Below are 24097 nucleotides of genomic sequence, written 5' to 3' on the forward strand. Positions count from 1 at the left end.
TGGGATGGACCTATCCGGTCATGGAGGAGGCGAAGGGGGACAGGGGCGGGGCGAGTTGCGTGCCGGGAGTCAGGCCGAGAGCGGTGAGGGCGTCGGGTAGGCCGCACCCGGTACGGCTCGCGTCCGGCGTTCCCGGTACGGCCAGCGGGCGGCAGCTGGCGGCGATGATCTCGAACAGGTGCTGCACGCGGCCGGGCCCGCGGGGCAGCAGCTGGCCGTGGAAATCCTCGTGGTGGGCCAGCACGAGCGCCGCCAGGCCCGCGATGTGGGCGGATGCGGTGCCGGTGCCGTCGAGAGCGGTGTAGCCGCCGTCGCGGGAGCAGGACAGGACCGAAACGCCGGGGGCGGCCGCATCCACTCCGGGGCCGTGGCTGCTGAACGGCGCGGCGAACAGCCCATCCGGGCTCAACTGTGGCCCCGCGTGGGCGGCGTGGGAGGTGTCGGGCGGGCAGGTACCGAAGGCTCCCAGGGCGCCCACGGCGAAGACGGTGGGCAGCGAGGCGGGGAAGGAGACCGGTCCGCCGTTGTCACCTGCCGGAGCGATGCAGGCGATGCCTGCCGCGGTGGCGTCGGCGAGTTTGCGGGAGACCAGCGCCGAGGGGTACGGGGTCGTCACTTGGATGTGGGCGATGTCGACCTCGCGCTCGATGCAGTGGTCCAGGGCGGCGATCAGGTCGCTGAAGTGGCCGTCGGGCATCACCTGGCAGACCTCGAGCTCGGCGTCGACGGCGATGCCGATGATGCCCTTGCCGGTGTCCGCCCCGGCGATGACACCGGCCGCGTGAGTGCCGGTGCCGACCGGGTCGTGGGTCCAGCCCTCCTTCGTGCGGTGCACGATGTCGGCGCCGGAGCGCACCCCCTGCTTCAGGTCGGGGTGGTCGATGCTGACGCCCGTACCGATGACAGCGATCTTGATGCCGAAGGCGCGGAACGTGGGCGGCAGCCGGTCCAGCCGCATGGCCTGCTGGCCCCAGCCGTAACTCTGCCGCTGTTCCAGCTCCGGGTAGACCGTGGACAGCGGGGTGAGGGTGACGAGGTTGTCCTGGCCCGCCGACAGGTCGGGGCGGTGGATCCAGCGGTCCGTGTAACCGCCCGCGGGCCGGACGTACAGGGACTGGATGGACTGCGCGGTCTCCGTCACCAGGGTGAGGGTGACCCTCCCGTCGGGGCCGGTGACGCCCTGGCTCGGCCATGTCGCCCCGATCAGGAACACGCCCGCGCCGGCCAGCGGTTCGCCGTCCGGGCCGCAGACGCGAACCGAGAACTCCACGGGCTCCTCCATCGGCATGACCAGCCCCGGGTCGCGCAACGGCAGCATCCCCGCGGCGGGCGTGGCAACCGGTACGCCCGCGGACAGCGGCAGATCCGGCTCGACGTGCACATGCAGCGACCGCATCGCCGGTACCTGGGCTTCGGCGGCCTCGACGACCACGATTTCAGGGCAGGAGGGCCGCACTCCCGCCGACTGCAGTTTGTCCGACGGGGTGACCCTGCGGACCACCGTGACCTCGGGCATTCGTTCCAGCTGGTCGCACACCGCGTCGATACCGAGTTCGGGCACTCCCATGGGCAGAAGCTGCTGCGGCAGCGGGGCCACCATGTAGCGAGAGCGCCGCGACTGTACCGCGATCGGTGACCGGCCGCCTTTCTTGCGCGGCGCCGCGTCCTCGGGGCTCGGCCCGCTGGCCCCCGCGCCCTCGGATTCGCTCTGGCGGCTGCTCCGGGGCTTGCTTCCGGGCCTGTCCTTGACCATTAAATCCACCTTAACCATGCCTGCGTCGGTTCCTGCGCTTCTGATCCGTATGACCGGCGGCTCGCGCCTTCCGCGGCTGTGCGGTGTGCCCGGGAACCTGTCCCGGGCACACCGCACAGCTCACTGCCCTGTGTCAGCCGATGCCGAAGTGCTGACCCATCGGGCCGAAGCCGAAGCCGGGCTGCTGGTACTGCTGCGGGTACTGCTGGCCGAAGCCGCCGCCCCACTGCTGCTGGCCCTGCTGACCCTGCTGACCCTGCTGACCCTGCTGGCTCTGCTGGCTCTGCTGCACCAGCGTCAGGATCGCGGTCGGCAGCGCCTGCTGCACGGACTGCTCCACAGCGCTGCGCACGCCCTGCTGCAGGGTGTGATGCAGCGCGACGGCCAGGTACGGGTGGGCGTGGTGGGCGATGCCCTGCTGCTGCAGCTGCTGCTGGACCTGCTGGATCTGCTGCAGCGTCTGCTGCATGCGCTGCGCGATCTGCTGGCTCGCCTGCTGGCAGGCCTGCTGGATGGCCTGCTGGACGACCTGCGCGAGCTGCTGCTGCTGCGGCCCGGCCGTCTGCTGGCCGAACTGCTGCAGGGGCGGGGTACCGGTCATCACCGACATGAATGCTCCGTTCGATGTTCGAGGAAAGCCAACAAAAGATATGATGTTGACTTTTTCGGAATAACTCCGACGAACTGAAGCTAGGGCGGTATCGCTCCGCCCAACAGTCGAGGGGACCACTCGGGGCGAGGAATCCCCCGATTGGATCCAGCGACCGGCGAACCGGCCAGGGACACGGCAGGATGGGCCGGAGGTGTCGGACGACCACGCGGGAAGAACGCGGCACGGATCGCCTACCGGACGCTGTTCGCCGCCAGGCCCCCCAGAACTCCGATCGACAACTCCGGGCGCGCCTCCCCAGGCATCACGGAGAGCGTGAATAGCCTGGGCAACGCCCCGGCCGGCCGGTCTTCCGCGGTCTTCGGGGCGAATGGGATATGGGGTAATTGGCAGCCCAACGGTTTCTGGTTCCGTTAGTTCAGGTTCGAGTCCTGGTATCCCAGCAAACGCGGACACCACCCGTCGTCAGGGCAGCAGATCCCTGTCCGCGGTGAAGGGGTACGACGACGACGTCACAGGCGTGGGCACACCGGCGAACGGCTGCGTGGAGTCGTATCGGAAGCACGGTTCCGCTGACGCGGTGACCCGCCGAGCGGAGGGAGGGTGGCGCCGACCGGAACGCGTGCGGCGTGCTACTCGAAGGCCCGGGGCATGGCGTTGCCGGAGGGGTGGGGGTACGACGAGAATCTCGCCGAGGGGGAGGGCGGACGCGGTCAGCCGGCCTTTTTCTGGGCGGCCTTGAGGATCTGGTCGACGTCGAGGGCGACCTGGGCGCCGATCGACTCGGGCAGCGTGACGGTCTCGCCGGGCGAGTACGGGCGGTGGTGCTCGTACTTCTCCCCACTGGGATCGGTGAGCACGTGGACGCGCTGGTGCTTGCGGTCGACGATGACATAGACCGGAACCTTGGCCTGGGCGTAGGCGACGGCCTTGGTCTTCAGGTCGTCCTTCCAGTTGCTGGAGGTGACCTCCAGGACAAGACGGAAGCAGACCGGGTCATAGGCGTTGTTCTCGACGAAGTGGTCATCGATGTCGGCGTCCACGATCACGAGGTCGGCGATGGCGTAGTCCTCGGCTCCGGTGGGCAGCCGGAGGCCGACGTTCTGGAGGACCTCGGTTTCCTCTCCGTGCAGACCGGCGGCAATAAAGGGAATCATCAGGCTGGTCAGGGCACGGGCGTGAGGGGCATCCGGTGACGGGGCCACGAGGAGGTGGCCTCCGATGATCTCGACGCGGTAGCCCGGATGGCGCTCCATGATCTCGTCGGCGATGGCCGTGAGCGAGAAGGGCTCGTCGTCGAAGGGCTGCTCGATGGCTGCGGCAGACATCGCGTGCCTCCCAGGGGCTGGTGCCGAGAGCATCATCGTATGCAGACCGGACCGACGGCGTCCCGCCCGAACCGCTTCACCCGAAGGTGAGCACCGCCCCTGCCCCTTGACGGCCGGATCCGGCAGCGGCGGCCGTAGTACCCGGTACCGCGAGCGACTGCTGCTCGACCCGTTTCCGTCGGGGCCGCACGCCTGGAGCACAGCAGTTTCCCGGCCGGGCACATCGGCGCCCGGCCGGGACACGGGCGGTCAGGAGTGCACCGTCTCCGCGGGCTCCGGGACGTGCGAAGCGATGACGCGTTCCCGGGCCGTCGCAGGCAGCGCACGCCTCCGGTCCACCGCGAACGCCACGCTCGCCACGCCCAGGCCCAGGACCGCGAGGGCCGCGCCCGCCAGCGCCGGGGACGTCACGCCGAAGCCCGCTGCCAGCGCCACGCCGCCGAGCCAGGCGCCGCCCGCGTTCGCGAGGTTGAAGGCCGCCTGGTTGGCGGAGGAGGCGAGGGAGGGGCCCGCGGCGGCGCGCTCCATGACCATCAGCTGGAGGGGCGAGCCGGTGATGAACGCGGCCACGCCGAGCAGCGTCACCGCCAGGGCCGCGCTCCACTGCGCGTGCATCAGGACGGGGAAGAGGAACAGCACCGCGACCATGGAGGCCAGGCCGCCGAAGAGCGTGCCGCGCATCGCGTGGTCGGCGAGACGGCCGCCGACCAGGTTGCCGGCGGTGGCGCCGACGCCGAAGAGCGCCAGCAGCAGGGTCACGTCGGAGTCGGCGTACCCGGCGGAGTCCGTCAGCATCGGTGTGATGTAGCTGTACGCGGAGAAGAGGGCACCGAAGCCGACGACGGTCGTGGCGAGCGCCAGCCAGACCGGGAGGGAGCGCAGGGCGGTCAGTTCGCCGCGCAGGCCGGAGACCGGGGCCGGGGCGTCGGCCCCGCGGATCAGCAGCGCGACCGCGGCCATCGCGGCGACGCCGATCAGGCTCACGCCCAGGAAGGTGGCCCGCCAGCCCAGGTGCTGGCCCATGAGGGTGGCGACGGGGACGCCCGCGATGTTGGCGACCGTCAGGCCCATGAACATCAAGGAGACCGAGCGGGCCCTGCGCTCCGGTGCCACCAGGTTGGTGGCGACCACCGCGCCGACGCCGAAGAACGCGCCGTGCGGCAGGCCGCTGAGGAAGCGGGCGGCGAGCAACCAGTCGTACGTGGGGGCCAGGGCCGACAGCGCGTTGCCCGCCCCGAACAGGGCCATCAGGGAGATCAGGACCGTGCGGCGGGGCATGCGCGCGGTCAGCGCGGCGAGGAGCGGGGCGCCTATGACGACGCCGAGCGCGTACGCCGAGACCAGGTGCCCGGCGGTGGGGATCGATATGTGCAGGTCGTCGGCGACGTCGGGCAGCAGGCCCATCATCACGAACTCGGTGGTGCCGAGACCAAAAGCGCCGACGGCCAGGGCGAGCAGGGCCAGGGGCATGGGAGGGCTTTGCCTTTCAGGGAGCGGGGTTCCGTGCGGAGGTGTTTAAGTTCAGCTACGGAACAAAGCATCCCAGGCCAAGTATTCCGGCAGGTTACGATCCAGTGTCCGATTGTCCTTACAAAGACGGCGGCGCTGGCCTGACCAGGAGCTTTCGCTAATCCGATGTGGTCAGGTTCACACGGGCCGCGATCGGGAGGTGGTCGCTGCCCGTCCTCGGGAGGGTCCAGGAGCTCTCCGGTTCCACGCCCTTGACCATGATCTGGTCGATCCGGGCCATCGGGAACGCGGCCGGCCAGCTGAACCCGAACCCGCTGCCCGCCGCGCCCTGCGTGGAGCGCATCTGCGAGGTGACGCCGTTGAGGGAACGGTCGTTCATCGTGCCGTTGAGGTCACCGAGGAGGATCACCCGCGGCAGGGTCTCGTCGGCGATGGCCTCGCCCAGCGCGTCGGCGCTCGTGTCCCGCTGCCGGGCGGTGAACCCGGCGTTCATCTTCACCCTTACCGAGGGGAGATGGGCGACGTAGACCGCGAGGGCCCCCTCCGGCGTGGCCACCGTGGCACGCATCGCACGCGTCCAGCCGAGCTTGATGTCGACGGCCTTCACGCCGGTCAGCCGGTACTTGCTCCACAGCCCCACGGTGCCCTCGACCGCGTGGTACTTGTACGTCGACGCCAGCGCCTTCTCGTACGCCGGTACGGCCGATGCCTTCAGCTCCTCCAGAGCCACCACGTCGGCACCGGACGCGGCGAGTCGGTCGGCGGTGCCGGTCGGGTCGGGGTTCTCGGCGTTCACGTTGTGCGTGGCGACCGTGAAGTCGCCGCCGGTACCGGACTTGTCGGTGAGCAGTCCGCCGAACAGGTTCAGCCAGACGATCGCCGGGAGAAGGATGGCGATGAGCGCGGTCGCCGACTTGCGCAGGACGCCGAGCAGCAACAGCACCGGGATCAGCAGGCCCAGCCAGGGCAGGAACGTCTCGGTGAGACTGCCGAGGTTGCCGATGGCGTTGGGGATACGGGAGTGCATCAGCATCACGCCGGCCAGCAGCAGGGCGATGGCGGCGAGGACGAGGCCCCGGCGCCAGATGTGTGGGTCGTCGCGCCAGCCGGCCAGCAGGCGGTTCACCAGGCGCCGGAACCGGTCTCCCCGACGCTCGGGCCCCGAGCCGCCGTTGTCCGTCTCCGTCATGTACGCCTGCTGCGCCATACCGCCTGCCTCACAACCTGCCGTGCACACCGTCGTCCCCCGGGATACGACCCTAGGGGATGATCGGCTCCGATCCCGCCGTCACATGACGGCCGTACGGAAGACGAGGACGAACAAGTCGACCGGAGGGGTTCCGGTTACCGCCCGGTCGGGGTGGACTGTGACAAAACGAGCACATTCCACCGAGTGCATTCCACCGACGGCGACAACAACAACACTTACGGCTCCGGCTCGGGCTCCGGCGAGCTGACGGGCTGTAGGCCGGCCAGTACCGAGTCGACGATCTGTTCGGCCAGGCCCTCGGGGAGCTCCGCGTCCGGGCGCAGGATGGCCCTGAGCAGCATCGGGCCGGTGAACATGTCGTTGGCCAGATCGATGTCGACGTCCGCGCGGAGTTCGCCGTTCTGCTGGCCGCGGCGCAGCACCTCCTTGCCGAGTTCGCGCCGCGGGTTGACGACGTTGGCGTGGTACGCGTCCCAGATCCGGGGGCTGCTCTTCATCTGGGCGAAGACGTTGTGCAGGATCGCCGACGAACGGTTCATCAGCCCCCGCTGGCGCAGCGCTTCGAGCATCACGACGAGGTCGTCGCGCATGCCGGTGCCGGGGAGTTCGGGGTCGGGGGGCTCGGCGGCGCGCATGACGTCGACGAAGAGCTCCTCCTTGCCGTTCCAGCGGCGGTAGATGGTGGCCTTGCCGACGCCGGCGGTCCGGGCGATCCGCTCGATGGACAGCTCGGCGAGCGGAACGCCCTCCTCCAGGAGCTTCATCACCCCTTCCAGGATGGCGCTCTCCACCGCCTCGCTGCGGGGACGGCCCCGGGCCGGACCCACGGACCGCGGCCGACTGTCGGCAAGCCTCACGTCATACCGTCCTCTCACTGGCTGCGGGAATTCTCCCGCAGCCCAAGCCTCCCCCCGTGGATCCGTGCCGTACCGTGCGTCAGCTCACTCCGCGGCCGCGACCAACTCCTGTTCCCGCTCGCCCTGCTGACCGGCCGGCGGCTTGCCCGGCAGGAAGAGGGCCGTGACCACGGCGCCGAGCAGCGCGACGCCCACACCGCACAGGGCGGTCATGTGCATGGCGTGCAGGAAGGCGTCGTTGGCGGGCGTGACCAGGGCCTTGCCCTGCGCCCCGAGCTTCTGGGCGACACCCAGCGTGGCCTCGATGGACTCGCCGGCGGTCCCGCGCAGCCCGGGCGGCAGCGCGCCGAGCTTGCCCTCGATGCCGTTGCGGTACGACGTCGACAGCACCGAGCCGAGGACGGCGATACCGAGGGCGCCGCCGACCTGGCGGAAGGTGTTGCTGAGCGCGGAGGCGGAACCGGCCTTCTCCCGGGGCAGGGCCTGCATGATGACGACCGAGGTCGGCGTCATGATGTGCGCCATGCCGGTGCCCATCAGGAAGAAGACGACCTCCAGGAGCCAGATCGGGGTGTCGGCCTCGAAGGTGGCGAACATGCCCAGCATCGCCGCGATCAGCACCAGGCCCGCGGTGGTGGTGGCCCTGTTGCCGATCCGGTCCACGACCAGCCGGGCCCGCGGCGCGAAGATCAGCTGTGCGACGGCCAGCGGGAGCAGCAGCAGACCGGACTGCAGCGGCGAGTAGCCGCGCACGCTCTGGGTGTAGAAGACGGAGAAGAAGGTCACGCCCATCAGCGCGAAGAAGACCAGCGCGATGGCGGCCATGGCGGACGAGAAGACCTTGTTCTTGAAGTAGGTGACGTCCAGGGACGGGTGGTCGCTGCGCATCTCGTAGATCACGAAGCCGGCGAGCACCACGACACCGGCGATGATGGTCGCGAGCACCTTGGCGTCGGTGAAGTCGGCGAGTTCGCCGCCCTTGATGATGCCGTAGACCAGCAGGACCAGGCCGACGACGGAGAGCACCACGCCGACGGGGTCGAGGCGGCCCGGACGCGGGTCGCGCGAGTCGGGCACCAGCCACACCATCAGCGCGAGCGCGACGATCACGATCGGCACGTTGACGAGGAAGACCGAGCCCCACCAGAAGTGGTCGAGCAGCACACCGCCGGTGATCGGGCCGATCGCGATGGCGAGGCCGACGCCGCCGGCCCAGATGCCGATGGCCTTGGGCTGCTCCTGACGCTCGAAGACGTTCATCAGGACGGCGAGGGTGGCGGGCATCACGAAGGCGGCGCCGAGGGCCATCAGGGCGCGGTAGGCGATCAGCTGGTCCGCGGAGCCGGACTCGGCGGCCAGGGCGGAGCCGGCGCCGAACACGACGAGGCCGCCGATCAGCACCTTCTTGCGGCCGAGCCGGTCGCCGATGAGGCCGGAGGTGAACAGCAGGCCCGCGAAGACCAGGGTGTAGGCGTTGATCGCCCACTCCAGCTGGCTCTGGGTGGCGCCCAGGCCGGTCGGGGCGGGGGTCGAGATGGTCTTGATGGCGACGTTCAGGATCGAGTTGTCGAGCACCACGATCAGCAGGCTCAGCATGAGCACGCCGAGGATCGCCCAACGGCGCCGGTGCACTTCCTCGGGTATGCGTGGGCCGGTTGGAGCGTGGTCGGCAGGAGTTGTCATGGCGAGGAGCCTAGGCCTATTTCAATACGGCACCGTCTCGTATCTGAATTCCTTTACCGAGGCCTTACGCAAGAGGGGTGACCGATGGATCACACGACGGTCCTCTGGCCGAGGGCGGCACGAAGTGCCACCATGGAAGCGATCCGGGGACACCGTCAGGGTGCCTCGAGATGAATTGAAGGAGCCGTTGCCATGACGCAGCTCTCGGCTGCCCAGCCTGCGCAGAACAGCCCCTCCGACGGCAGCAGGACGCTGTACGGGGGAAAGGGCACCCGTCGCATCACGGTCCGCGACATCGCCCTCGCCAAGGAACGCGGCGAGAAGTGGCCCATGCTCACCGCGTACGACGCGATGACCGCGTCCGTCTTCGACGAGTCCGGGATCCCGGTGCTCCTGGTCGGCGACTCGGCGGGCAACTGCCACCTCGGGTACGAGTCGACGGTGCCCGTCACCCTGGACGAGATGACGATGCTGTCGGCGGCCGTGGTCCGCGGCACCCAGCGCGCCCTCATCGTCGGCGACCTCCCCTTCGGCTCCTACCAGGAGGGCCCGGTGCAGGCGCTGCGCTCGGCGACCCGGCTGGTGAAGGAGGCCGGTGTCGGCGCGGTCAAGCTGGAGGGCGGCGAGCGCTCGCACGAACAGATCCGACTGCTCGTCGAGTCCGGCATCCCGGTGATGGCGCACATCGGCCTGACCCCGCAGTCCGTCAACGCGATGGGCTACCGCGTACAGGGCCGCGGCGAGGAGGCGGCCCAGCAGCTGCTGCGCGACGCCAAGTCGGTCCAGGACGCGGGCGCGTTCGCGGTCGTACTCGAACTGGTCCCGGCGGAGCTGGCGGCCGAGGTGACCCGGGTGCTGCACATCCCGACGGTCGGCATCGGCGCCGGTCCCGAGACCGACGCACAGGTCCTGGTCTGGACGGACATGCTGGGCCTGACCTCGGGCCGGGTGCCGAAGTTCGTGAAGAAGTACGCGGCCCTGCGCGAGGTCATGGGCGACGCGGCCCGGGCCTACGCCGAGGACGTCGTCGGCGGAACGTTCCCGCTGGAGGAGCACTCCGTCCACTAGAGCCACTGCGGAAACACCACGGCCAGCCCGCCGATCTTCCCCCGTCGGCGGGCTGGTCGGCTTTTGCGCCTAAACCGGCGCCGCTCTCGCGGAGGTGGTTGCTCGCCGTGGGGGTTGCTCAATTGGTGGTTGCGGTGGTCAGGGGGGCGTGGTCGCGGCGGTCGTTCTGGTGTGCTCGACGCGCAGCGGGAGCAGTTCGAGCCGGTCGGTGTCGAGGGGCTGAGCAGCGGGGACGGTCGTGGCGGGCCCGGTACGCCGCCCCTTGTCGGCGGTCTGCAGGCGGGCTGTCGGCAGGAGGGCCGCCGGTGTCGGCAGCCTGTCGGCGGTTTGTCGGTGGGGCCTGGCACGGTTCTTCCCATGACGCGAATCGACAACACCGCCGTGACCGTACGGGGGCTGGTGAAGCACTACGGCGACACCAAGGCTCTCGACGGAGTTGATCTGGACGTCCGCGAGGGCACCGTGATGGGTGTCCTCGGGCCGAACGGGGCCGGCAAGACGACCATCGTCCGGATTCTGTCCACCCTGCTGAAGCCCGACGCCGGGCAGGCGACCGTCGCCGGCTACGACGTCCTGCGCCAGCCCCGCCAGCTGCGCCGGGTGATCGGACTGACCGGGCAGTACGCCTCGGTCGACGAGAAGCTGCCGGGCTGGGAGAACCTCTACATGATCGGGCGGCTGCTCGACCTGTCCCGCAGGGACGCCCGGGCCCGGGCCGACCAGCTGCTGGAGCGGTTCTCGCTGACCGACGCCGCCAAGCGGCCCGCCGGCACCTACTCCGGCGGCATGCGCCGGCGGCTGGACCTCGCCGCCTCGATGATCGGGCACCCCCAGGTGCTGTTCCTGGACGAGCCGACCACCGGTCTCGACCCGCGCACCCGTAACGAGGTGTGGGACGAGGTCAAGGCGATGGTCGACGAGGGCGTGACCGTGCTGCTGACCACCCAGTACATGGAGGAGGCCGAGCAGCTCGCCTCCGAGCTGACCGTCGTGGACCGCGGGAAGGTCATCGCCGGCGGCAAGGTGGAGGAGCTCAAGGCCAAGGTCGGCGGGCGGACGCTGCGCGTGCAGCCGGTCGACCCGCTGCAGGTGCGGCCGCTCGCCGCCATGATCGACGAGCTCGGGATCACCGGGCTCGCGACCACGACCGTGGACGCCGAGCGGGGCACCCTGCTGGTGCCCATCCTCAGCGACGAGCAGCTGACCGCCGTGGTCGGCGCCGTCACCGCCCGCGGTATCACCATCAGCTCCATCGTCACCGAACTGCCCAGCCTGGACGAGGTCTTCCTGTCCCTCACCGGCCACCGTGCCAGTGCCCCGCAGGACGCCACGCCCGCCGACGACCGCGAGGAGGTCGCCGTATGAGCGCCGTCACCACCACCCCGGCCGTCACCACCACGCCGGGCGCCGCCGACGCCCGGATCCCGCTGCGCGGGCACCTGCGGCACACCGGCGCCCTGATCCGCCGCAACCTGCTGTGGATCCGGCAGGACCCCGAGTCGATGTTCGACGCGCTGCTGATGCCGGTCGTCTTCACGCTGCTGTTCGTGTACGTCTTCGGCGGCTCGATCGGGCAGGCGCTCGGCGGCGGCCAGGACGGTTACGTCCAGTACGTCATCCCGGGCATGATCGCGATGATGAGCATGACGCTCTCGCAGGGCGTCGGCACCGGGTTCAGCCAGGACTTCAACTCCGGTGTGATGGACCGGTTCCGGTCGCTGCCGATCGGGCGCGGCTCGGTGCTGTTCGCGAAGATCTCCGTCGAGCTGGTGCGGATGCTGTTCGCGACCGCCGTGCTGATGATCGTCGCCGTGCTGGTCGGGTTCCACATCACCCACTGGGGCGGGCTGTTCGCCGCCGTGGGCCTGTCCGCGGTGTTCGCCTCCTCGATCATGTGGGTGTTCCTCACCCTGGGCGTGATCCTGAAGAGCGCGCAGTCCGTACAGGCGATGGGGTTCCTGGTGCTGTTCCCGCTGCAGTTCGGCTCGTCGATCTTCGCGCCGACGAAGTCGATGCCGGGCTGGCTGCAGGCCTTCACCGACTACAACCCGCTGTCCACGCTCGCCGACGCGGCCCGCGGACTGATGATCGGCGGCCCGGTCGCCCACGACCTGTGGATCACGCTGGCCTGGTCGGTGGCGATCACGGCGGTGGCGGCACCGTACGCGGTCTACAAGTTCCGCACCAAGAGCTGACGTTCGGCGACCCGGTCCCGGATCAGAGCAGGGCGGCGGCCTCCACGAGGGAGAGGCCGCCGCCCTCGGCGTATGCGGCCTCGTAGGCGGCGTCGTCGCCGAGTGCGGCGCGGACCCGGGCCTCGGCGCGGGCATGCAGTCTGCGTTCCATGCCGGAGGAGACATGGCCGGGCGGCTGCAGGGCGGCGGCGGCGCCCAGACAGCGGGCGGCGTCCTGGGCGCGGGCGCCGTCGTCCATGCCGGCCAGGGCGAAGGCGGCGACGGTCAGGCTGGAGGAGCCGGAGTGCGGGGTGACGGCCTGGGCCAGCGGGTCGTCGGAGTGCGCTATCGCCTCGCGCAGCTTGGCCAGGGCGTCCGTGTGGTGGCCGTCGAGGGCGTCCACCCAGGCCTCCTGGATGAGGATCATGGCGTCGAAGACGACGAAGTGCGAGATCTTGAACTGGGCGCGCAGCAGCCGGAGTTGTTCGCGGGCCTCGGCGATCCGGTCGGTCAGCAGCAGCCACACGGTGAGGAAGAGCCGGGCGGCGGGCATCGCCTCGTTGTGGCTGCTGTCATGGTCGGCGATCACCTCGCGCAGCAGCCTTTCACCGCGCTCGATCTCGCCCAGTTCGAGCAGTGCCATGCCGAGGCGGGCGTTGAGCACGGCAACCTGGGTGCGGGCGTCGAGCCGTTCGGCGCACTCGATGGCGGCCTCGTAGTCGGCGGCGGCCTCCCGGTACTCCCCCATGCGTTCCCGGGACTCGGCGCGTGCGGAGAAGGCCTCGGCGGTGCCCCAGTCGTCCCCGAGGCGCCGGAAGATCTCCAGGGCCTCGTCGGCGTCGCGGGTGGCGGCACCGGCCGAGGTGGCGAAGTTGGCGAACACGTTGGCGCGCAACTGGAGGGCGCCGGCGAGTTCCCACTCGTAGCCGGGCGTACGACGGCAGGTCTCGACGCCGGCGTCGACGATGGTGCGCAGCTGCTCCAGGCCGCCGGTCAGCATCACGGCGAAGAACCAGAACATGCCGGGGGCCCGGCAGGTCTGCGGCAGACCGGGCTCGTAGGCCTGGACGACGGCGCGCATCTTGGCCTGCGCGGCCGGCGTCTGCCAGACCTCCAACTCGGTGTCCATGCAGGCCAGATGGGCCAGATGGATGCCACGCCGGGCCTCGACGAGGACTTCTCCGGCATACGGCGGCGGGGTGTCGTGCACGCGCTGCCACACCGGTTCCGCACGGCGGACCGGCTCGGCGAAGGGGTCCGGGCCGAGAGCCATGATGTCGGCGCACCAGGTGCGGGTCTCGACCCGCTTGTCACGCAACTGCCAGTACCAGACCAGGGAGTGGGCCAGGCACAGCGCCTCCTGCTCGTCCCTGGTGGCGATGGCGTGGCGGATGGCGGTGCGCAGGTTCTCGTACTCCAGCTCCAGCCGGGCCACGGCGGCCCGCTGGCCGGAGCCGCGCAGCAACGGGTCGGTGGTGCGGGCGAGTTCGCGGTAGTACGTCAGGTGGGCGCGCTCGGCGGCGGCACGATCGCCGCTCTCGTCGAGGCGGCCGCCGGCGTACTCGGCGACGGTCTCCAGGAGCCGGTAGCGCATCCCCTGCCCGTCCGAAGGGGCGGCGACGACCAGGGACTTGTCGACCAGGGAGGCGAGCGCGTCGAGGGTGGCGGGGCCGCAGACCGCCTCGGCGGCGGCCAGGTCGCAGCCGCCCGCGAAGACGGACAGCCGGCCGAGGACGTCCCGTTCGCCGGCGTCGAGCAGGTCCCAGGACCAGTCGACGACCGCGCGCAGGGTCTGCTGGCGGGGCAGCACGGTACGGCTGCCGGAGGTGAGGAGGCGGAAGCGGTCGTCGAGCCGGTCGGCGATCTGGCGGGGCGTGAGCATCCGCAGCCGGGCGGCGGCCAGCTCGATGGCGAGGGGCAGTCCGTCCAGGCGGCGGCAGATCTCGGCGCAGGCCGCCGCGGTCTCCTCGTCGGCGTCGACCGTGAAGCCGGGCCGGGCCGCGCCGCCCCGGTCGGCGAGCAGCCGCAGCGCCACCGGATCGGGCAGCGGCTCCACCGGGCGCAGCAACTCCCCCGGGACTCCGAGGGGTTCACGGCTGGTGGCCAGGATCGTCAGGTCCGGGCAGCGCTCAAGGAGCCGGGCCGCCAGATCGGCCGCGGCGTCGACGACGTGCTCGCAGTTGTCCAGGACGATCAGCATCCGGCGCCGGGAACAGTGGTCGACGAGCCGCTCGACCGGGTCGTCGTGCCGGTCGGCGGCGGCCCGTATACCCTCGGCGCCGGCGCCGTAGAGCACGGTCTCGCGGGCGCCGAGCGCGCTGAGCACGGCCTCGGGGACGTCGGCCGGGTCGTCGACGGGGGCCAGCTCGGCCAGCCACACCCCGTCGCGGGCGGCGTACCGCACGGTCTCGGCGGCCTCCTGGGACAGCCGGGTCTTGCCGGCTCCGCCGGGCCCGAGCAGGGTGACCAGGCGGGCGTCGGCCAGGTCACCCCGGATGACCTCCAGGTCGCTCTCGCGTCCGACGAAGGAGGTGAGCCGGGCGCGCAGGTTGCCAGGCCGGGACGGCTCCTCGGAGGCCGGTGCCGGGTCGAGCAACTCGCTGTGCAGGGCGCGCAGTTCGGGCCCGGGGTCGGAACCGAGACGGTCGGCGAGCAGGTGTCGCACGTCGTCGTAGGCGGCCAGCGCCTCGGCGGTGCGGCCGCAGCTGTGCAGGGCGCGCAGCCGCAGCGTCTGGAGGGGTTCGTCCAGGGGGTGGGCGTCGCACAGGGCGGTCAGCTCAGGGAGGGCCTGTTCGGCGTGGCCGAGCGCGAGGGCGGCGGTGTGGCGGGCGCGCAGCGCGTCCAGGCGGCGGACGTCGACGCGGGCCGCCTCGGCGGTGCGGTCGGGCAGGTCGGCCAGGGCCGGGCCGTGCCACAGGGCGAGGGCGTCGTCGAGGACGGTCGCCGCCTTGGCGGGGTCGCCGTCGGCGAGCGCGCGCAGGGCTTCGCCGGTGAGCCGCTCGAAGCGGTGCAGGTCGACGTCGTCGGGGGCGGCCGCGAGCCGGTAGCCGCCGTCGGTGGAGTCGATCGCGTCCGCGCCGAGCGCCCGCCGCAGCCGGCCGACCAGCGCCTGGAGCGCGCCGGTCGCGTCGGCCGGCGGTTCGTCGCCCCACACCTCGTCGACGAGCAGCCCGGCGGGCACCCCGCGCCCGGCCCGCAGCGCGAGCACGGTCAGCAGGGCACGCAGCCGAGAACCGCCCACGGGGACGGCCGTGCCGTCGGGGCGGAGTACCTGGGTGGTGCCGAGGATCGCGTAGCGCACGGGGTCCATTGTCCCTGGGGGTGTCAGGAGCGGTCACGGGGTTCGGACGGCGGGGTGCCGAGAGCCGCCACGGGGGTCAGGGGCGCAGGACGTGCCTCGTGTCCGGGGCGGCCAGCGTGACGAGGGCGCCGCAGGTACGGCGGACCCGCCCCAGGCCGTCCACTGTGCCGAGGTCCACCTCCCCGAACCACTTCGGGCAGGCTTCGACGGACGTCGTCGTGACGGTCCCGGGCACCGGTTCCAGGCCGCGTCCGGTGCCCTGCAGCACCACCCCCTCCCCCGGCGGCGCCGGCACCGGGTCGGGCCGGTGGAAGCGGTACTCCTCCCGGACCAGGTCGACGCCGTGGACCCGGCCGGTGGTGGGGTGGTCGGGCCCGCCGTGGTTCTCCACCCAGGCCTCGGCGCCGTACCCGACGTCCTCCCGGCGGGCCTCCGCCCGGTAGGCGACGAGTTTCCAGGCCACCTCGTCGCCGACCGCGAACGGGGTGCCGCAGCACTCCATCTGCCAGTCCTCGTAGAACACCTTCAACACCCTCAACGCCTTCGGCGGTCGCATGTCCCCAGCCTTCCGGAACCGAACGGCGGTCGCGATCCGTTTTCACCTGCGCCGAGAGGTATTTCCCCAGCACCCGACGCGTTTTTTCGCCACGCCAGGTACGGTCGGACCCGCGTCGACCGCCCCAGTCCCCAGGAGCCCTGCCCATGACCGCCACCACCACCCGCCACAGCGACCGGCGGATCAGTCCCGTCTTCGTCGGGATCCTGGCCGTCACCGCCGTCACCGGGTGGGCCACCTGGTCCGGGTTCGCCGAGCAGCCCGGCGTCGCCGTGTTCCTGTTCGTGACGGCGGCCTGGATCGTGTCGCTCTGCCTGCACGAGTACGCGCACGCGCGCACCGCCCTCCACAGCGGTGACATCACGGTGGGCGCGAAGGGCTATCTGAGCCTTAATCCTCTCGCCTATACCCATGCCCTGCTGAGCATCGTGCTCCCGGTGCTGTTCGTGATCATGGGCGGGATCGGTCTGCCGGGCGGTGCGGTCTTCATCGAGCGCAGCCGGATCCGCGGCCGCTGGCGGCACAGCCTCATCTCGGCGGCCGGTCCGCTGACGAACGTGGTCTTCGCCGCCGTCTGCACCGCGCCGTTCTGGCTGCACGCCCTGGACGGCGTGCCGCGCGACTTCCGCTACGCCCTCGCCTTCCTCGCCCTGCTCCAGGTCACGGCCGCGATCCTGAACTTCCTGCCGGTGCCGGGCCTGGACGGCTACGGCGTGATCGAGCCCTGGCTGTCGTACAACATCAAGCGCCAGGTGGAGCCGTTCGCCCCCTTCGGCCTGCTCTTCGTCTTCGCGCTGCTGTGGGTGCCGTCGATCAACAGCGCGTTCTTCGACGTGATCGACGCACTGCTGCGCGGCCTGGGCGTGGGCGACTTCGACCGCTACTGCGGCCAGGAGCTGTACCGCTTCTGGCAGGGGACGAACGAGTACTGCTCGGTGGCCCAGTGAGCAGAGGGGCCTGACCGCCCTCACGCGGAGAGCGGGAACTCCTCGCCGAGCGCGCGGAACACCGCCATGTTGAGGGCGAACGCCCGCTTGCACTCGGCCACGACGCGCTGCTTCTCCAGGTCGTCGACGTGCACCGCGTCGAGGAGTTCGCGGTAACCGCGCTTGAAGGCGGCCGGGTTGGCGATGCCCTCGAAGACGTAGAAGCGGACCCCGTCGCCCTTCCTCTCGAGGCCCCAGGTCCGCTCCGCCCGGTCCCGGATGATCTGGCCGCCGGAGAGGTCGCCGAGGTAACGGGTGTAGTGGTGGGCGATGTAACCGGCGGGCCACCGCTCGGCGCACTCTCGCACCCGTGCCGCGTACTCCTCCGTCGCCGGCAGGGCCGTGAGCCCCGTCCGCCACCCGGCCCCGCGCAGATGCGCCAGGTCCCGCTCCAGCGCCGTCAGCCGGAACAGCTCGGGCCGGACGAACGGCCCGGCCACCGGGTCCGACGCCAGCCGGTCGGCCGCGCCCTCCAGCGCGTCGTACACGAACCACAGTTGCTCGGTGTAGCGGGTGTACGCCCGCACGCCGAGCCGGCCGCCCAGCAGATCGCTCATGAACGTCGAGGTCCCCACCTCCACGTGCTGCTCGTGGGACGCGCTGCGGATGAGTGTCGAGAAGGAGTCCATGGGCAACATCCCCTAAGGTAAGGCTTACCTAAATCAATGCTCTTACCGGCACCCTGTCGGGAACGTTACCGACACGCTGTCGGTAAAAGCGTACCCGAAAAAAGGCCCGCCCTCCGAGGGGAGAGCGGGCCCGGTGCCACGGCGGGGCTACGGCAGGGTGAGGATCTCCGCGCCGGTGTCGGTCACCACCAGGGTGTGCTCGAACTGGGCGGTCCGCCTGCGGTCCTTGGTGACGACCGTCCAACCGTCGTCCCACATGTCGTACTCGTGCGTCCCGAGCGTCAGCATCGGCTCGATCGTGAAGGTCATCCCGGGCTGCATCACGGTCGTCGCCTGCGGGCTGTCGTAGTGCGGGATGATCAGCCCGGAGTGGAAGGAGGAGTTGATGCCGTGGCCGGTGAAGTCACGGACGACTCCGTAGCCGAAGCGCTTGGCGTACGACTCGATGACCCGGCCGATGATGTTGATCTGCCGGCCCGGCTTGACCGCCTTGATCGCCCGGTCGAGGGACTCCCGGGTCCGCTCGACCAGCAGCCGGCTCTCCTCGTCGACGTCCCCGACCAGATAGGTCGCGTTGTTGTCGCCGTGCACGCCGCCGATGTACGCCGTCACGTCCAGGTTGACGATGTCACCGTCCTGGAGGACGGTCGAGTCCGGAATGCCGTGGCAGATGACCTCGTTGAGGCTGGTGCACAGGGACTTGGGGAAGCCGCGGTAGCCGAGCGTGGAGGGGTAGGCCCCGTGGTCGCACATGTACGCGTGCGCGACCTTGTCCAGCTCGTCCGTGGTCACCCCCGGCGCGATGATCTTCGCGGCCTCCGCCATCGCCTGGGCGGCGATACGGCCGGCGGTCCGCATCGCCTCGATGGTCTCCGGGGTCTGCACCTCGGGCCCGGTGTACGGGGTCGGCGCGGGTTTGCCGACGTACTCGGGGCGGCGGATGTTTCCGGGTACCGGACGGGTGGGAGAGAGCTCCCCTGGTACGAGCAGCGACTGGCCAGACATGCCAGCGAGTCTAACCAGCGGGCATGGGGGAACATGTGGATGGCGAAAGGAGCCGGTCATGGCCCTGTTCAAGAAGCGGACCGTCGGCAAGCCGGGCGAGTGGTACTACTGCCTGGAGCACAAGAAGGTCGAGGAGGGCCCCGAGTGCCCTGCCAAGGACCGGTTCGGCCCCTACGCCAGCCGGCAGGAGGCCGAGCACGCGATGGAGAGCGCGCGGGAGCGCAACCTCCAGTGGGAGAACGATCCGCGCTGGCACGACGCCCCGGCGGGTGACTCCTCCGAAGAGGGGTGATCAGAGCTGGGTCGGTGCGGCCGTGCGCTGCGCGCGCAGCCGCACGGCGTGCTTGTCGGTCCGGGCGTCGTACGACATCAGGGCGGGTCGGTGGCGTCCCGGTCTCCATCTCCGCTTCTTCGGGGCTGTCGGAGGCAGGTAGTCGACCGAGTCGGTTGGGCGGGTGGGGAACTACCAGGGGGTGGGGGGCGGGGCCGTCACTGTTTCGGCCAGCCTGGAGAGGCGGTCTCGGAAGCGGCGGTGGTTTCTCGGGGAGGGGCCGTTCTCCCCCGTCGCCGCGCTGACCAGGTGCTGGACCGTGTCCAGGTCCAGTTCCGCGCCGTCCGGGACCGTGAGCGTCTCGTGGGCCATCGCCGTCAGCGCGTCGTCGGCCGTGGCGGACAGCGCCAGCACCGTCACCCCGGCCCGGCGGGCGGTGTGCACGTGCTCCAGGAGCGGTGCCGATCCTGCCGGCGCCACCACGAGCAGCGTCTCTCCCCGGCGGGCCGCCTCGATACGGCCGGGGCCGACCGCGAGGTGCGCCGGGTCGGACGCGCGCGCGTCGTGCCGTACGAGCGTCGGCGCAAGTTCCGGCGTACCGGACCACGCGGCCTCGTCCACCAGGTGCGCGGCGAGATGCCACGGCTCGTACTCCGGGGTGCCGAGCAGCAGCAGTCCGCCGCCGTGCGTCACCACCGAGCCGCGCAGCGCGCCCGCGAACCTCCGCGTCGCCCCCAACCACTCGGTCCCGGCGAGCACTTCACGCAGCAACGCGACCCGTACGGCGTCCATGCCCCCGCATACTGCCGCAATCGGTCACTCGTGACGCGGAGTTCACCCCGAATTCGCCCGACCAGGGGAGAAGGCGGCCCATGAGCGACGTAGAAGCAAGCATTCCCTTTCGCGCGGGCACCGAGGGCTACGCCAGTTTCCGGATCCCGGCCGTGGTGGTCTCCCGGGCGGGCACCGTGCTCGCCTTCTGCGAGGGGCGGGTCAACTCCAGCGCCGACTACGGGCGCATCGACGTGGTACTGAAGAGGTCCGGCGACGGTGGGCGTACCTGGGGGGCGCTCCAGGTCGCCGCCGGCAACGGCAGCGACCTCGCCGGCAACCCCGCCCCGGTCGTCCTGGACACCGGCCGGATCCTGCTCGTCCACGTCCGCAGCGCCGCCTCCGCCACCGAGGACGCCATTCTGCGCGGGCAGGTCCCGGACGCCGACGGGCGCCGGGTGTGGGTGCAGCACAGCGACGACGACGGGGTGACGTGGTCCGCTCCGAAGGAGATCACCAAGACGGTGAAGAAGGCCGGGTGGCGGTGGTACGCGACCACACCCGGGCACGCCATCCAACTGCGCACCGGGCGGGTCGTCGTGGCCGCGAACCACACCGTCGCGCCCACCGGGACCGACAACGGCACCGAGGGCAAGTACAACAGCGGCCACTGCCTGCTCAGCGACGACAGGGGCGAGACCTGGTACCTCGGCTACATCGACGAGAACACCAACGGCTACATCAACGTCAACGAGACCACCGCCGCCGAACTCCCCGACGGGCGCGTCTACTTCAACACCCGCAACGACTCGCCGTCCCCGGGCAACCGGGCCGACGCGCACTCGGAGGACGGCGGGAAGACGCTGGTGAAGCCGTTCCGGCCGCAGGCCGGGCTCACCGCGCCGGTCTGCGAGGCCTCCGTGCTCCAGCTGCGGGATCCCGATCTGCTGCTCTACTCGGGCCCCGCGGACCCCGCCACCCGCGCGCTGATGACGATCCGTGCGTCCGGCGACGGCGGTACCACCTGGCGCCCCGTCCACCCGCTCGACGGCCTGCCCGCCGCGTACTCCGACCTGACCCGGATCGACCCGGCCACCGTCGGACTGCTGTACGAGACCGGGGACTTCGGCGCGTACGAGACGATCACCTTCCGCCGGGTGCCCGTGAACCGGCTCACCTGACCGGGTACCGCCGCCACCACGGACGTAGAGTCGGCCCATGACCTCTTCCGACACTTCCGACAGTGCACAGCAGGCGGCGGCCGAGAAGGCCCCCGCCAAGGATCCCTGGGACCTGCCCGACGTCTCCGGACTGGTCGTGGGTGTACTCGGCGGCACCGGCCCGCAGGGCAAGGGCCTCGCCTACCGGCTGGCCCGGGCCGGCCAGAAGGTGATCATCGGCTCCCGGGCCGCCGAGCGTGCGCAGGCCGCCGCCGACGAACTCGGGCACGGTGTCGAGGGCGCCGACAACGCCGAGTGCGCGCGCCGCAGCGACCTCGTGATCGTCGCCGTACCGTGGGACGGACACGGCAAGACGCTGGAGTCGCTGCGCGCGGAACTGGCCGGGAAGCTGGTCGTGGACTGCGTCAACCCGCTCGGCTTCGACAAGAAGGGCGCCTACGCGCTCAAGCCGGAGGAGGGCAGCGCGGCGGAGCAGGCCGCGGCGCTGCTGCCGGACTCGCGGGTCACAGCGGCCTTCCACCATCTGTCGGCGGTGCTGCTCCAGGACCCGGAGGTCGAGGAGATCGACACCGATGTGATGGTGCTGGGCGAGGTGCGCGCGGACGTGGAGATCGTGCAGGCGCTGGCCGGGCGGATCCCGGGGATGCGGGGCATCTTCGCGGGGCGGCTGCGCAACGCCCACCAGGTGGAGTCCCTGGTCGCCAACCTGATCTCGGTCAACCGCCGCTACAAGGCACACGCCGGGCTCCGGGTCACGGACGTCTGAGCGGATGGGGGACACTGGTCGCTGCGACCGGTGTCCCCCCTCGACCGATTCGACTGATTCGACCGATCCGAAAGCGACTGCTATGCCCCGCCTCGCCCTCTACGCTCTCGTCGTCTGCGTCCTCGCCGTCGCCGCCGCCGTCGTCTCGTTCGTCCAGGGCAGCTGGCTGATGGGCGTCGTCTGGGTGCTGCTGACGGGGCTGTCGTCGAACATGACCTGGTACTACGTGCGGCGCGGGCGCGAGGACAAGCCGGCCGCCGGCTGAGACGGCCACCGGCCGAGACTGCTACCGGCCGAGACCACCGCTAACCGAGACTGCCGCTAACCGAGACCGGGTTGCCACTCGGCGCCCTCCAGGAGGACCCGCCCGCCGATCTCCACCCAGCCGTACGGCTGCGGTGCCGTGAGGATCTGCGAGCCCCTGCCCTGGGTGATGTTCAGGGCCCGGCCCAGCCGGTCGGTGAGCAGCAGTGCGGCCGCCCCGGTCGCCTCGTCCTCGTCGATGCCGTCGCCGCGCCCGGGAAAGGCGCGGGCGCGCACCCGCCCGGCCGACTCGTCCTCCCATGCCCAGGCGTAGATCCACTCCCCGGGCTGCGGCACCGGCAGGGCGTCCACCTCGGCGGCCGTGGCGTACTGGCGCAGGGTGCGCGGCGGGGCCCACTCGGGGCGCGCCTCGATCCAGCTGAACTCCCCGTCCAGCCGGGCGCCGACCACGCCGGCCGGTGTGACCAGTTCGGGCACGTCCAGCAGCCAGGCGGCACCGACGCAGGGGTGGCCGGCGAAGGGCAGCCGCAGGGTGGGGGTGTAGATGTCGACCACCCCGCGCTCGGGGTCGTCGACGAACACGGTCTCGCTGAACCCGAGTTTGGCCGCCAGCGCCTGCCGGTCCTCCCGCTCGGGCAGCACCGAGCCGTCCCGGACGACCCCGAGTTCGTTGCCGTAGCCGCCGTTCGCCGCGCAGAAGACCCGCAGCACGTCGTAATCAGTCACTCCGGCATTCAAGCACTGCGGCGGCGGCCGGGCCGTCCCAGGCACGGAGGACGACCCGACCACCGACGGGGGACGTCCGGCTTGTCGCCGACGGGGGACGCCCGACGGGGATCACGCCTCGGTACGGCGCCTGCCCATCGCGAACACCACGCCCGCGCCGGCCGCCACGGTGACCGCGGCCGCCGTGCCGAGGGCGGCGGCCGTGAGGGCCGAGCCGGTGGCGGCGAGGCTGCCGCCGGTATCTGTGATCTTTCTGTGTCTGGTCAATCCCGACCCCGGCGGGTATCAGTGAGGTAAGCCTCATGTAAGTTAGGCCAGCCTCACCACACCTCCCCCGCTTGGAGTCTGCATGCGTGCCGTCCGACTCACCGTCACCGCCGCCGCCACCGCGGCAGCTCTGACCGCCCTATCGGCCTGCACGGCGAAGAGCGACGCCAAGGGCGGGGACGCGATCCAGGTCACCGCCGCCGACTCCAAGTGCGAGACGTCGGCCAAGTCCGTGCCGGCCGGTCACGTCACGCTCGCCATCGAGAACAAGGGCTCCAAAGCCACCGAGGTCGAGATCCTCTTCCCGGACGACCGGATCGTCTCGGAGAAGGAGAACATCGGCCCGGGTACCAAGTACACGCTCACCGCCGAGGTGAAGCAGGGGTCGTACGAGATCGCCTGCCGGCCCGGGATGAAGGGGCACGGCGTCCGGCAGAAGCTGACCGTCACCGGCTCCGGCGCGGTCGCCAAGCGCAACCCGACGCTCGACAAGGCCGTCGCCGACTACCGCGAGTACGCGCAGGAACAGGCCGACGCGACGATCCCGAAGGTGGAGACGTTCGTCAACGCCATCAAGGCCGGTGACCTCACCGCCGCGAAGAACGCCTACGCCCCCTCCCGCGTCGGCTGGGAGAGCACCGAGCCGATCGCCGAGTCCTTCGGGGACATCGACCCCAAGACGGACACCCGCGCCGACGGCCTGGAGAAGGGCCAGAAGTGGACCGGCTGGCACGCGCTGGAGAAGGCACTGTGGCAGGACAAGAAGATCGGCGCCGAACAGAAGACCCTCGCCGACGAACTGCTCACCGACCTGAAGGACTGGCAGAAGCGGGTCGGCAAGGCCGAGATCACCCCCACCTCCATGGCCAACGGCGCCAAGGAACTCCTCGACGAGGTCGCCACCGGCAAGGTCACCGGTGAGGAGGACCGTTACTCCCACACCGACCTCAGCGACTTCAAGGGCAACGTCGACGGCGCGCAGAAGGCGTACGAGCTGCTGAAGCCGGTCGCCCAGAAGAACGACGCGGCCCTGGCCGCCGAGCTGGACAAGCAGTTCGCCGCGCTGAACACGCTGCTCGACAAGTACCGCACGACCTCGGACGGCTTCGTGTCGTACGACAAGGTCACCAAGGACCAGCGCAAGGAGCTGTCCGACGCCGTCAACGCCCTCGCGGAGCCGCTGTCCAAGCTCGCCGCGACCGTCGTCAAGTAAGGGGCGGG

23 protein-coding genes and 1 tRNA gene are annotated in these 24097 nt (G+C 70.9%); 10 read left to right on the plus strand and 14 right to left on the minus strand.

All coding sequences use genetic code 11. The annotated features are described in order from the left end of the window. Positions 1–10: 10 nt before the first annotated feature. Both ACWGJB_RS17800 and ACWGJB_RS17805 read right to left on the minus strand, forming a co-directional pair. Positions 11–1567 carry a S8 family serine peptidase gene (locus ACWGJB_RS17800; protein WP_453381080.1) on the minus strand — a complete coding sequence of 519 codons (1557 nt, stop codon included), beginning with the start codon at positions 1565–1567 and terminating at the stop codon, positions 11–13. Between the two features lie 319 nt (positions 1568–1886). Beyond that, on the minus strand, positions 1887–2363 hold the full coding sequence (locus tag ACWGJB_RS17805; RefSeq protein ID WP_453381081.1) for a hypothetical protein: 477 nt from the start codon (positions 2361–2363) through the stop codon (positions 1887–1889). A 371-nt stretch (positions 2364–2734) separates the two neighbouring features. On the opposite strand from ACWGJB_RS17805, the gene ACWGJB_RS17810 reads away from it, so the two are divergent. Then, a tRNA-Gln gene (locus ACWGJB_RS17810) sits at positions 2735–2806 on the plus strand. Positions 2807–3076: 270 nt separating this feature from the next. Here the strand turns inward: ACWGJB_RS17810 and ACWGJB_RS17815 are convergent. The 5 genes from ACWGJB_RS17815 to ACWGJB_RS17835 form a co-directional block, all read right to left on the minus strand. Further along, positions 3077–3691, minus strand: coding sequence for a Uma2 family endonuclease (locus ACWGJB_RS17815; protein ID WP_453381082.1), 615 nt, complete (start codon positions 3689–3691; stop codon positions 3077–3079). Between the two features lie 249 nt (positions 3692–3940). Beyond that, positions 3941–5161, minus strand: coding sequence for an MFS transporter (locus ACWGJB_RS17820; RefSeq protein WP_453381083.1), 1221 nt, complete (start codon positions 5159–5161; stop codon positions 3941–3943). 157 nt (positions 5162–5318) lie between these two features. Then, entirely contained in the window at positions 5319–6368 is a 1050-nt protein-coding gene (locus ACWGJB_RS17825; RefSeq protein ID WP_453381084.1) for an endonuclease/exonuclease/phosphatase family protein, read from the minus strand. A gap of 218 nt (positions 6369–6586) precedes the next feature. After that, positions 6587–7228 carry a TetR/AcrR family transcriptional regulator gene (locus ACWGJB_RS17830; protein WP_453381085.1) on the minus strand — a complete coding sequence of 214 codons (642 nt, stop codon included), beginning with the start codon at positions 7226–7228 and terminating at the stop codon, positions 6587–6589. Positions 7229–7312: 84 nt separating this feature from the next. Further along, positions 7313–8911: an MFS transporter gene (locus ACWGJB_RS17835; RefSeq protein WP_453381086.1), complete on the minus strand. Its 1599-nt coding sequence runs from the start codon at positions 8909–8911 to the stop codon at positions 7313–7315. 192 nt (positions 8912–9103) lie between these two features. Here ACWGJB_RS17835 and panB point away from each other — a divergent pair, with 192 nt between their 5' ends. From panB to ACWGJB_RS17850, 3 genes are all read left to right on the plus strand, one after another. Continuing rightward, positions 9104–9979 (plus strand): 3-methyl-2-oxobutanoate hydroxymethyltransferase, encoded by an 876-nt coding sequence (panB, locus tag ACWGJB_RS17840; protein ID WP_360493532.1) that lies wholly within the window; start codon positions 9104–9106, stop codon positions 9977–9979. Between the two features lie 357 nt (positions 9980–10336). Next, positions 10337–11344, plus strand: a complete 1008-nt coding sequence (locus ACWGJB_RS17845) for an ATP-binding cassette domain-containing protein (RefSeq protein WP_453381087.1) — start codon at positions 10337–10339, stop codon at positions 11342–11344. After that, positions 11341–12174: an ABC transporter permease gene (locus ACWGJB_RS17850; protein WP_360493526.1), complete on the plus strand. Its 834-nt coding sequence runs from the start codon at positions 11341–11343 to the stop codon at positions 12172–12174. The genes ACWGJB_RS17845 and ACWGJB_RS17850 overlap by 4 nt, the downstream gene beginning before the upstream one ends. A 22-nt stretch (positions 12175–12196) precedes the next feature. Here ACWGJB_RS17850 and ACWGJB_RS17855 read toward each other — a convergent pair whose 3' ends face one another. Beyond that, positions 12197–15463: a BTAD domain-containing putative transcriptional regulator gene (locus ACWGJB_RS17855; protein WP_453381088.1), complete on the minus strand. Its 3267-nt coding sequence runs from the start codon at positions 15461–15463 to the stop codon at positions 12197–12199. Positions 15464–15530: 67 nt separating this feature from the next. Further along, a complete protein-coding gene (locus ACWGJB_RS17860; RefSeq protein WP_453381089.1) occupies positions 15531–16010 on the minus strand; it encodes a DUF6578 domain-containing protein in 480 nt (159 codons plus the stop codon). A gap of 146 nt (positions 16011–16156) precedes the next feature. Here ACWGJB_RS17860 and ACWGJB_RS17865 point away from each other — a divergent pair, with 146 nt between their 5' ends. Continuing rightward, on the plus strand, positions 16157–16957 hold the full coding sequence (locus tag ACWGJB_RS17865) for a site-2 protease family protein (protein ID WP_453381090.1): 801 nt from the start codon (positions 16157–16159) through the stop codon (positions 16955–16957). A gap of 20 nt (positions 16958–16977) precedes the next feature. Here ACWGJB_RS17865 and ACWGJB_RS17870 read toward each other — a convergent pair whose 3' ends face one another. Then, positions 16978–17625 (minus strand): biliverdin-producing heme oxygenase, encoded by a 648-nt coding sequence (locus tag ACWGJB_RS17870; RefSeq protein WP_453381091.1) that lies wholly within the window; start codon positions 17623–17625, stop codon positions 16978–16980. Positions 17626–17772: 147 nt separating this feature from the next. Then, positions 17773–18630 carry a type I methionyl aminopeptidase gene (map, locus tag ACWGJB_RS17875; RefSeq protein WP_453381092.1) on the minus strand — a complete coding sequence of 286 codons (858 nt, stop codon included), beginning with the start codon at positions 18628–18630 and terminating at the stop codon, positions 17773–17775. Between the two features lie 58 nt (positions 18631–18688). Between map and ACWGJB_RS17880 the strand changes: the two genes are divergently transcribed. Beyond that, positions 18689–18922 (plus strand): hypothetical protein, encoded by a 234-nt coding sequence (locus ACWGJB_RS17880; RefSeq protein WP_360493507.1) that lies wholly within the window; start codon positions 18689–18691, stop codon positions 18920–18922. A gap of 171 nt (positions 18923–19093) precedes the next feature. Here ACWGJB_RS17880 and ACWGJB_RS17885 read toward each other — a convergent pair whose 3' ends face one another. Beyond that, positions 19094–19693, minus strand: coding sequence for a hypothetical protein (locus tag ACWGJB_RS17885; protein WP_453381093.1), 600 nt, complete (start codon positions 19691–19693; stop codon positions 19094–19096). 80 nt (positions 19694–19773) lie between these two features. On the opposite strand from ACWGJB_RS17885, the gene ACWGJB_RS17890 reads away from it, so the two are divergent. The 3 genes from ACWGJB_RS17890 to ACWGJB_RS17900 are packed head-to-tail and all read left to right on the plus strand — an operon-like array spanning position 19774 to position 21884. Beyond that, complete coding sequence (locus tag ACWGJB_RS17890) at positions 19774–20853, plus strand: sialidase family protein (protein ID WP_453381094.1); 1080 nt, start codon at positions 19774–19776, stop codon at positions 20851–20853. A 37-nt stretch (positions 20854–20890) separates the two neighbouring features. Further along, entirely contained in the window at positions 20891–21619 is a 729-nt protein-coding gene (npdG, locus tag ACWGJB_RS17895) for an NADPH-dependent F420 reductase (protein WP_453381095.1), read from the plus strand. Between the two features lie 4 nt (positions 21620–21623). Then, positions 21624–21884 carry a hypothetical protein gene (locus tag ACWGJB_RS17900; protein ID WP_453381096.1) on the plus strand — a complete coding sequence of 87 codons (261 nt, stop codon included), beginning with the start codon at positions 21624–21626 and terminating at the stop codon, positions 21882–21884. A gap of 56 nt (positions 21885–21940) precedes the next feature. On the opposite strand, the gene ACWGJB_RS17905 is transcribed toward ACWGJB_RS17900, so the two are convergent. Both ACWGJB_RS17905 and ACWGJB_RS17910 read right to left on the minus strand, forming a co-directional pair. Then, on the minus strand, positions 21941–22609 hold the full coding sequence (locus ACWGJB_RS17905; protein WP_453381097.1) for a PhzF family phenazine biosynthesis protein: 669 nt from the start codon (positions 22607–22609) through the stop codon (positions 21941–21943). A 111-nt stretch (positions 22610–22720) separates the two neighbouring features. Next, positions 22721–22876: a hypothetical protein gene (locus ACWGJB_RS17910; protein WP_453381098.1), complete on the minus strand. Its 156-nt coding sequence runs from the start codon at positions 22874–22876 to the stop codon at positions 22721–22723. Between the two features lie 82 nt (positions 22877–22958). Between ACWGJB_RS17910 and efeO the strand changes: the two genes are divergently transcribed. Further along, the gene (efeO, locus tag ACWGJB_RS17915; protein WP_453381099.1) at positions 22959–24089 is read left to right on the plus strand and encodes an iron uptake system protein EfeO; all 1131 of its coding nucleotides are present in this window, start codon (positions 22959–22961) and stop codon (positions 24087–24089) included. Positions 24090–24097 lie beyond the last annotated feature (8 nt).

Source organism: Streptomyces sp. NPDC054813 (assembly GCF_053611365.1).